This is a genomic window from Dialister sp. UBA1703, assembly GCA_002320515.1.
In the GTDB taxonomy this organism is placed as follows: Bacteria; Bacillota; Negativicutes; order Veillonellales; family Dialisteraceae; genus Dialister.
Genome location: DCJJ01000127.1, coordinates 1 through 7,995, shown reverse-complemented (window position 1 = coordinate 7,995; position 7,995 = coordinate 1). Strand labels below are relative to the sequence as shown.

Genomic DNA, 7,995 nt, shown 5'->3' with positions numbered 1-7,995 from the left:
TCATGGGACTCCTTAAATAGCTAGAGCACCACATCACCAGCTCACTAGAACACTAGATTACTAGAGCACTAGAACACTAGAACACTAGATCACTAGATCACCAGCCCACTAATCAATACATAGCCGCATTGGCGATGACGAGGCGCTGTACCTGGTTGGTGCCTTCGTAAATCTGCATGATTTTAGCATCACGCATATATTTTTCGTTCGGATTTTCTCTGGAATAGCCGTTGCCGCCCATGACCTGCACGGCGGTGGTGGTGACTTCCATGGCTGCGTCGGAGGCGAAACACTTGGACATGGCGGAGAAAAGGGACGCCTGCTTGTCCCCCTGCATCTGCAGCCAGCAGGCTTTGTACACCAGGGCTCTGGCGGCTTCTGTCTTTGTGACCATGTCCGCAATCATCTGCTGCACCATTTCAAAGGAAGCGATTTTCTGTCCGAACTGTTTTCTCTGGTGTGCATAATGAATGGCATTTTCCAAAGCCGCCTGGGCAATGCCTACGGAAATAGCCCCCACCACCGGTCTGGATTTCTCCAGGGTTTCCATGGCGATGCGGAATCCCATGCCCTCTCGTCCCAGTCTGGCGGATGCAGGCACGAAGCAGTCGTCAAAAATGATTTCAGAGGTGGCAGAGGCACGAATGCCCATCTTGTCTTCTTCCTTGCCGATGGAAATCCCCTTGGTGTTCCTGTCTACGGAAAAGACAGTGAGGCCGCGGATACCGCCGGATTCCCTGGTGTTGGCAAAAAGGGTAATCTTATCTGCAATGGGTGCATTGGTGATGAAGCACTTGGTGCCGTTCAGCACATAGCCGCCGTCCACCTTTTTTGCCCGGCAGGAAACGGCACCGGCATCGGAGCCGGCTCCCGGTTCTGTCAGTGCAAAGCAGCTCATGCCGCCTTCATTGAGACAGTCGAAATAGGATTTCTTCTGTTCATCGGTTCCGGCAATAAGCACAGGGAAAGAAGCCAGGGAATTAGCGGCGCATACGGTGGCTACACCGGCACAGCCTTTGGCCAGTTCCTCGCTGATCATGGCAATGGTAAGGAGATCCAGTCCTGCCCCGCCGAACTCCTTCGGAACGGACAGGGCTGTCATGCCTGACTGCTTCAGGATATGAAGAAGCTCCTCATCCATAACGCCGCTCTTATCTATTTCAAGAGCCCTGGGGGCGATTTCTTTCTGTGCGATTTCCCGGGCCAGTCCTACCAGTTCCTTCTGCTGATCTGTCAATGTAAAGTCCATTTTCCAACACCTGCCGAATCAAAAATATAGTTATCTGAATGTCTGCTCTTTCTGCAGAAATATTTCCTATTCATTATAACAGATTTATCCCTAAAAATTCACCATGAATGGCAGAGGACTGTCATTTTTGAATCACACCCTCTGCCCCTCTGCCCTCGCCTTCTCCCTTTTACATCTACTTTCTATCGTCCATGCATCTGTTTAACTCCTGTGCATGCTAATGGAAATGAATTGCAGAAACATCCGATTTTATCGGCACTCTAAACTTGTATAGCCTTCTATGTATATTGGCAAATGGATGAAATCTGTATTATAATGTATGGGATAAGAGTAAATATTTGCATAAACTTGACAAATCATATACAATAGACAAGTTGTCTTACAGGATAACTGACTGACTATCATCAACGAAAATACGCCTGTCCGGTGCGCCGCTCCGCCTGGGCAGATGAAGGAAGCACCCATTCATGGGGGTCTGATTTTATAAGGATTTTTACGCACTGCAGTATTACCTGTTCCCTGTATTCCATAAATTATGGGAATAAAAGCAGTGAGCCTTAGAACCGGTGCTTCCTCAAAGGCACCACGTCGGCTTTGGGCGGCTAAAGGATATACTATGATTGACAAATGTAAAAAGCTGATCGGATTTTTCATCCTGATGGCTGCTGCTGTCATATCCCTTTACCTGATCCGTATGTATTATCCCGAATTTTATAACCAGACCATTCATCTTACCATGGCCGGTGATGTGGACGGTTTGGCGGATTACATCGCTTCCTTCGGATATGGAGCTTTCCTGGTAAGCATCGGGCTTCTCATCTTCTGCAATGTTTTCGGTATTCCCACCATTCCCTTTCTGACAGTGAATGGTGCCCTCTTTGGTCTGCTGCCGGGAATTCTGATTTCCTGGGCAGGCGAAGTCATCGGCATCGAAATCAGCTTCCACATCGGCCGTATTTTCTTCCGCAAGGAAGCCCGCCGCATTATTGAGAAGAAGCATATGCTCACCAAGCTTGATAAATACAGCTGCGTGAAAAACATGGCCCTTGCCCGGGCTATCCCCTATTCCCCCAACATTCTTTTCACCGCCATTGCCGTTCTCACCAAACTCACAAGCCGGGAACATCTGAAGGCTACCCTGATCGGGAAGATTCCTTCTGTGGTGATTGAAGTATGGCTGGGCCACGACCTGATTTACTTTTCGGAACACGGCACCCGTTTCATTGTGCTCCTTTTCCTCCTGCTGGCAGGCTATGTTATTCATAAGATGTACCAAAAGCGCCGCTGCTTTAAAAATAAATGTCTCTGAAATAAACCGTCATGTTCTGCATGGCGGTTTTAGTATATTCTTTTTTTCATCTCCCCATCCCGTCCATTTCGGGAAAATCCCTGTCTTTTGTTTCTTTTCTTTTCATTGTATAATATAATTGTATAATATACATGTACCTATGAAATAACGAAAAATCTATTCTTTTAAGTAATAGATACCGCCTCTATGAAGGACTATTTCTCATAAGGAGGACAGAATGAAAGGTTATATCGAAGTTTACACCGGCGACGGCAAGGGAAAAACCACCGCCGCCATCGGACTGGCTATCCGCGCTATAGGCGCCGGGAAGAAAGTATGCATCATCCAGTTCATGAAATCCCTGGCCTATTCTGAGCAGGAAGTACTGAAAAACCTTCCGGGCATCACCCTTATTACACTGGGGAAGCCCTATTTCATTGCCAAGGAAGGCATGCTCACCGATGAGGAAATCAAGGCCTGGGGCGATAAGCTGGTGGTATATCCTGCCGGCCATCCGCCTAAGGAATACCGGGCCATGATCCGCAAAGGCATCGATGATGCGGTACTGGCCGTTTCCGGCTCCTATGATGTGGTCATCCTGGATGAATACAATATGGCCTGCTGGTACGACCTGGCTAATGAAGGGGACACAAAGGAAATCCTCTCTGCCCGCCGTCCTGATGTGGAGCTTGTCTTCACAGGCCGCAACGCTCCATCCTATATTCTGGATGCTGCAGACCTCATTACCGAAATGAAAAAAATCCGCCACTACTTTGACAAAGGTGTCATGGGAAGAAAAGGAATCGAAGACTGATTTCCCGCCTGCGGAAAAAGAAAGGATTGCATAGAATGGAAAAAATTACAGGAAAAAGCATTTCCGGCATGGTCACCATCGGACCGCTCCGGATATTTCGTCACAAAGAATTCACGGTGGAGGAAACAAAGGTAGACCGTCCGGAAACGGAAGTGGCCCGCTTTGATTCCGCCAGAAATACGGCTTCCGCCAAAATGAACCAGTTCTACCAGGAAGCCGTTTCCCGTGTAGGGCTTGATAATGCCTCCATTTTCAAAGTATACCAGCAGATGCTGACGGAATCGGAATTTGTGGATTCTGTCCGTTCCATGATCCGCAGCCAGAGCATTAACGCAGAATCTGCCATTTCTCAGGCGGAAAAGAACTTCACCCAGATTTACAGCGCCGGTGCTGACGTATACATGCAGGCCCACATCAGCGATGTACAGGAAATCGCCCGCATCCTCCTTCGCACCCTCCGCCAGAAGAAGGCCATGTTTGCAGGAGACGAACCCTGCATCCTCTACGCCGATGACCTCACCCCCAGTGAAACCATCCAGATGGATACAGGAAAAATTCTCGGCTTCGTTACCAAAGAAGGCACCCCCACCTCCCACACCGCCATCCTGGCAAGAGCCCTGGGCGTCCCTGCCATCGTAGCTACCGGCGCGGAAGTAGATGACTCCTATGACGGAAAGACCGCCGTCATTGACGGCTTCTCCGGCACCGTATATCTGGACCCCACTCCCGGCATTCTGGCAGTGATGAAAGAAAAGCAGGATCAGAGCATCCGTCTGAAAGACCTGCTGCAGCAGCTGAAAGGCCTTCCCAGTGAAACCGCAGACGGCCATCGGGTAGAAGTGTCAGCCAACGTGTCCTCTGCCTCCGACCTGGCGGCAGTACTGAAAAACGACGCCGAAGGCATCGGCCTTTTCCGCAGCGAATTCATTTATATGGGACGGGACACCCTCCCCAGCGAAGAAGAACAGTTTAACATCTATAAACTGGCCATCGAAACCATGGCCGGCAAGAGGGTCATCATCCGTACCCTGGATATCGGCGCAGACAAGGAAGCTTCCGCCTTCCACCTCCCCAAAGAAGAAAACCCCGCCCTGGGCATGCGGGCCATCCGCATCTGCCTGAAGCGGCCGGAAATTTTCAAAACCCAGCTCCGTGCCATCCTCCGGGCCAGCGCCTTCGGCAAAGCAGCCATCATGTTCCCCCTGATCACCTCCGTATGGGAAGTATGGAAAGCCAAAGAAATCCTGGACGAAGTGAAAATGGAACTGGACAAAAAAGGCATTGCCTATGACCACCACATGGAAGTAGGCATTATGGTAGAAACCCCGGCAGCCGCATTGATCAGCGACAAACTGGCTAAAGAAGTGAACTTCTTCTCCATCGGTACCAACGACCTTTCCCAGTATACCCTGGTAGTCGACAGAACAAGCCGCGTACTCTCCGATTTCTTCAACCCCCATCATCCGGCAGTGCTGAAACTCATCCAGATGACCGTGGAAAACGCCCACAAGGAAGGCATCTGGGTAGGCATGTGCGGCGAACTGGGTTCCGACCTCTCCATCACCGAAACCTTCCTCCGCATGGGTGTGGACGAATTCTCCGTAGCCCCCTACTCCGTCCTGCCCCTCAGGAAACAGATCCGCTCCATTGATTTAAGCAAGTAAATAATGAAATAAAAAGACCGTGCAGAAATGACAGTCATTTCTGCACGGTCTTTTTGCGTGGGCTCATTTAAAAGGTTCAGGCGGTTCATGCCATTTTATTGTATCCCGCCTGCAGGAGAAAGGTGGTGCCCTACCCCAAAAGGGGGAGCGGGCCTAAAGGGCCCGCAGGTTGTGTAAAAGGGTTGTGTAGAAGGTTCAACAGATTGACCGGCCTTTGGCCGGAGAATTATCAAGTTTGACAGCTGCAGCGCCGGACTCCCCTCTATGCAAGGATCAGAATAAACATCTCTACGTTTTAGGAACAAGAAATCAGAAACCGGAAAACCACAATCCCCTTCATCTATTATTCTATCGGTTTATGCAAATACATAGCATTCAATGAAAAGTATAAATAATTAATCATGTATAGTGACATTATATATATTATATGCTATTATTTGAATAGAATATTTCTTTTTGTTGAAAGGAGTTGACTATGAGACGAAAAATCGAATCCTTGAGCACCACATTTCTTTCCTTTTTGCGTTCAGAAGCATCCGGCGGTGTCATTCTCTTAATCTGCGCTATCCTGGCTGTACTCATAGCCAATTCCCCCTGGGGCGAATCCTATGAACATGCCCTCCATACACCTATAGCCATAGGACTTGGAGCCTTTTCCCTGGAAATGGGACTGCTCCACTGGGTGAATGACGGGCTCATGGCCATCTTTTTCTTTCTGGTGGGGCTGGAAATCAAAAGAGAATTTCTCTACGGAGAGCTGAAAACAAAGTCCGCCATGATTCTTCCTGTGTGCGGAGCCCTGGGCGGCATGCTGGTGCCCGCCCTGTTCTACAGCCTTTTAAACTTCGGCTCCCCCACCGCCGGAGGCTGGGGCATCCCCATGGCCACGGACATTGCCTTTGCCCTGGGAATCATGACCATGGCTGCCAGAAGCGCTCCACCGGGACTTATCGTTTTCCTTACCGCCCTGGCCATTGTGGACGACCTGGGGGCCATCGTAGTAATCGCCCTTTTCTACAGCACAGATCTCGCATGGGCGGCCCTCCTCTCCGGTCTCGCAGCACTGGCAGGTGCCTTCCTCTTAAACCGCATGAAAATCCGTTTCTTCCCCGCCTACCTTGTGTTAGGCCTGATTGCCTGGTACTTCTTCCTCAAGGCAGGCATCCATCCCACCATTGCCGGCGTCATTCTGGGTTTCTCCATTCCCGCCGAAAAGAGCTGCAAAACATCCATGCTTCACCGCTGGGAAAAGAGACTCCACCCCTGGTCCGCCTACCTCATCATGCCCATCTTTGCTCTCTTCAATGCAGGCGTAGAAATCACCCTGGCATCCCTGGACTTCTCCTCTCCCCTCCCTTGGGGCATTCTGGCCGGCCTCTTCCTTGGTAAGCCGGTGGGCATCTTCGGATCTGTCTACCTCCTCCATAAATTAGGAAATATAGACATTCCGGGCAAAGCCTCCCCCCGTGAACTGGCAGCCACCGGCATGCTTGGCGGTATCGGTTTCACCATGTCCATCTTCATCGCCTCCATCGCCTTCACGGATCCCGCCCTTTTGAATCTGGCCAAATTCTCCATCCTCCTGGCCTCCACCATCTCCGCCGCAGCGGGCACCGTCATATTTCTTATGACCTCCCGCGCACCGGCTTCTGTCAAATCGTTACCGCAATAAAAAAGAGACTGTGAAGAAATGCCAGTTCATTTCTTCACAGTCTTTTTTGAAATATAATTTTATTTCAGCAGGTTGCCGTCTTCGAAGTAGTTGATTCTCATAGCCTTTCTGACCTTCTGAAGGGTGCCGTCGGCTTTGGCTGCTGCTTTTTCTGTGCCTGTCTTCAGGATATCCACCACGTCGTCAAGGTGCTGTTCCCAATACTGCCGGCGTTCGCGGATGGGGGCCAGTTCTGCCTGCATGACGTTGTTCAGGAACCGTTTCACTTTGACATCCCCCAGGCCGCCTCTGGTATAGTGGGCTTTCATTTCATCCAGATTCTTGTATTCCGGCAGGAATTCGGCGAAGTATTCGTCTTTGCAGAAAGCGTCCAGGTAGGTGAAAACAGGGTTGCCTTCCACGTGGCCGGGATCGTCTCTTCTGAGATGGGTGGGGTCGGTGAACATGGACATGACTTTTTTCTCAATGTCTTCCGGTTTTTCGCAGAGATAAATGCAGTTGCCGATGGACTTGCTCATTTTGGCTCTGCCGTCAATGCCGGGGAGGCGGAGGCTGGCTTTGTTGGAGGAAAGAACGATTTCCGGTTCTACCAGTGTTTCGCCGTAAATATCATTAAATTTGCGGACGATTTCCCTTGTCTGTTCCAGCATAGGTTCCTGGTCTTCCCCTACAGGCACGGTGGTGGCGTCAAAGGCGGTGATGTCAGCAGCCTGGCTGACGGGGTAGCAGAGGAAACCGGCAGGAATGCTGGCTTCAAAATGTTTCTGCTGGATTTCTGCTTTTACAGTGGGGTTTCTTTCCAGCCGGGAAACGGTGACCAGGTTCATGTAGTACATGGTCAGTTCCGGAAGCGCCGGTACCAGGGACTGGATGAAGATATTGGATTTATCGGGATCAATGCCTACGGAGAGGTAGTCCAGGGCTACCTGGAGCACATTCTTCCTTACTTTTTCAGGGTTGTCCGCATTGTCTGTGAGGGCCTGGGCATCGGCGATTTCAATGTAGATTTCATCAAATTTGCCGGAATTCTGCAGGGCTGCCCGTTCGCGGAGGGAGCCTACGTAGTGGCCTACGTGAAGGTGTCCGGTAGGACGGTCACCGGTTAAGATAATTTTTTTCATATAACACAACTCCTATCAATGAATGCATACTGTATTTATTGTATGCCTCACGGCAGGTTTTCGCAACCGATAAAAAAGGGGCTGTGAAAAAATACAGAAATGACACCGCTGCCTCTCCACCTCACTGTCATTTCGACGGTCGGTCAGCCGACAATAGAAAAGCCTCTTATTGGGCAGGCTAGGGAAG

The 7,995-nt window shown here is 50.2% G+C and carries 6 protein-coding genes; 4 read left to right on the top strand and 2 right to left on the bottom strand.

Annotated features, from left to right (window positions below; all coding sequences use genetic code 11):
* Positions 1-112 precede the first annotated feature (112 nt).
* Entirely contained in the window at positions 113-1,249 is a 1,137-nt protein-coding gene (locus B2Y11_RS05740) for an acyl-CoA dehydrogenase family protein (RefSeq protein WP_291057211.1), read from the bottom strand.
* Between the two features lie 616 nt (positions 1,250-1,865).
* Between B2Y11_RS05740 and B2Y11_RS05735 the strand changes: the two genes are divergently transcribed.
* The 4 genes from B2Y11_RS05735 to nhaA all read left to right on the top strand — a co-directional run bounded on the left by B2Y11_RS05735 (position 1,866) and on the right by nhaA (position 6,687).
* Positions 1,866-2,558: a TVP38/TMEM64 family protein gene (locus B2Y11_RS05735; RefSeq protein ID WP_291057209.1), complete on the top strand. Its 693-nt coding sequence runs from the start codon at positions 1,866-1,868 to the stop codon at positions 2,556-2,558.
* A 217-nt stretch (positions 2,559-2,775) separates the two neighbouring features.
* Positions 2,776-3,351, top strand: coding sequence for a cob(I)yrinic acid a,c-diamide adenosyltransferase (locus B2Y11_RS05730; RefSeq protein WP_291057207.1), 576 nt, complete (start codon positions 2,776-2,778; stop codon positions 3,349-3,351).
* A 35-nt stretch (positions 3,352-3,386) separates the two neighbouring features.
* Positions 3,387-5,015 (top strand): phosphoenolpyruvate--protein phosphotransferase, encoded by a 1,629-nt coding sequence (gene ptsP, locus B2Y11_RS05725; protein WP_291057205.1) that lies wholly within the window; start codon positions 3,387-3,389, stop codon positions 5,013-5,015.
* 475 nt (positions 5,016-5,490) lie between these two features.
* Positions 5,491-6,687 carry a Na+/H+ antiporter NhaA gene (gene nhaA / locus B2Y11_RS05720; protein ID WP_291057203.1) on the top strand — a complete coding sequence of 399 codons (1,197 nt, stop codon included), beginning with the start codon at positions 5,491-5,493 and terminating at the stop codon, positions 6,685-6,687.
* A 59-nt stretch (positions 6,688-6,746) separates the two neighbouring features.
* Here the strand turns inward: nhaA and trpS are convergent, their stop codons facing one another.
* Positions 6,747-7,808, bottom strand: a complete 1,062-nt coding sequence (gene trpS / locus B2Y11_RS05715; protein WP_291057201.1) for a tryptophan--tRNA ligase — start codon at positions 7,806-7,808, stop codon at positions 6,747-6,749.
* Positions 7,809-7,995: the final 187 nt, after the last annotated feature.

Excerpts from the sequence above, each read along its gene's own strand:
- B2Y11_RS05735 (WP_291057209.1), top strand. The coding sequence starts at position 1,866 with ATGATTGACAAATGTAAAAAGCTGATCGGATTTTTCATCCTGATGGCT.
- nhaA (WP_291057203.1), top strand. The coding sequence starts at position 5,491 with ATGAGACGAAAAATCGAATCCTTGAGCACCACATTTCTTTCCTTTTTG.
- trpS (WP_291057201.1), bottom strand. The coding sequence starts at position 7,808 with ATGAAAAAAATTATCTTAACCGGTGACCGTCCTACCGGACACCTTCAC.
- ptsP (WP_291057205.1), top strand. The coding sequence starts at position 3,387 with ATGGAAAAAATTACAGGAAAAAGCATTTCCGGCATGGTCACCATCGGA.
- B2Y11_RS05740 (WP_291057211.1), bottom strand. The coding sequence starts at position 1,249 with ATGGACTTTACATTGACAGATCAGCAGAAGGAACTGGTAGGACTGGCC.
- B2Y11_RS05730 (WP_291057207.1), top strand. The coding sequence starts at position 2,776 with ATGAAAGGTTATATCGAAGTTTACACCGGCGACGGCAAGGGAAAAACC.